This is a genomic window from Roseomonas sp. CECT 9278 (assembly GCF_918698155.1).
GTDB lineage: Bacteria > Pseudomonadota > Alphaproteobacteria > Acetobacterales > Acetobacteraceae > Neoroseomonas.
The window spans coordinates 1-1183 of sequence record NZ_CAKKLX010000111.1 but is presented as its reverse complement, the minus strand read 5'-3'; the positions used below and the strand labels follow the sequence as shown (position 1 = coordinate 1183).

Annotated in this window: 1 protein-coding gene; it reads left to right on the top strand. The window is 69.3% G+C overall.

The window, feature by feature from the left end; translation table 11 throughout:
• Positions 1 to 194 precede the first annotated feature (194 nt).
• A complete protein-coding gene (locus tag LQ222_RS26165; protein WP_230169806.1) occupies positions 195 to 1142 on the top strand; it encodes an IS110 family transposase in 948 nt (315 codons plus the stop codon).
• Positions 1143 to 1183: the final 41 nt, after the last annotated feature.

Below are 1183 nucleotides of genomic sequence, written 5' to 3'. Positions count from 1 at the left end.
GGCCTTGTATCTTCCCCTTGCCGTCACGGCCTGAGACGGCGAGGCTGGAGGTGGACGGGAGCCCGCGCAGGCCTTGGGTGATCGAGCCCGCTCCAGAGCAAGGGACCCCGTCCATCGTCCCATCCGGGAACCCGAACGGTCGGCAGGGCCGCCGCAAATCGCTGGTGAGCCCGCATTTGCAAGGACGGGTGATGATGGATCAGCCAGCCTCCACCCCGGTCTTCGCCGGGATCGACGTCGCCAAGGACCGCCTCGATGTGCATCTGCGCCCATCGGGACAGACCTTCGCCGTGCCGCGCAATGGTGCCGGGATCGAGCACTTGCTCGGCCGTCTGCGCGACACCCCGCCCGCCCTGGTGGTGATGGAAGCCACCGGCGGCTTCGAACTCACCGTCGCCGCGGCCATCGCCGGCGCCGGCCTGCCGCTGGCGGTGGTCAACCCACGCCAGATCCGCGACTTCGCCCGCGCCACCGGACGGCTCGCCAAGACCGACCGCCTCGATGCCGAAGTCATCGCCCTGTTCGCCGAACGCATCCGCCCCGAGCCCCGCTCGGTCCCCGATGCCGATGCTCAGGCCCTGGCCGAACTGGTCGCCCGCCGCCGTCAGATCATCGAGATGATCGGCATGGAGCACAACCGCCGCCGCCAGGCCCGCGCCAGGCATGTCGTGCGCACCATCGAGGCCACGCTGCGCGTGCTCGAAGCGCAACTCACCCAGATCGACGACGACATCGACGGCGCCATCCGCGACACCCCCGCCTGGCGCGCCGCCGATGACCTGCTGCAATCGGTCCCCGGCATCGGCCCGGTCGCTTCGCGCACGCTGATCGCCGAGATGTCCGAACTCGGCCAGGTCGATCGCCGCGCCGCCGCCGCCCTGGTCGGCGTCGCCCCCTTCAATCGCGACAGCGGCCAATCGCGCGGCCATCGCGCCATCGCCGGCGGCCGCACCTCCGTGCGCAACACTTTGTTCATGGCAACCCTGTCCGCGGTCCGATGGAACCCCGTTCTCAGGGCACACTACCAACAGTTGCTTCAGCGCGGCCGCCCCAAGAAAGTCGCCCTCATCGCCTGCCTGCGCCGCCTGCTCACCATCCTCAACGCGATCATCAAGGCGCAACGTCCATGGCAAAACGCTTGACCCGCAAGACGGTCGCTCTGGACACCAATACCTGATCGGGG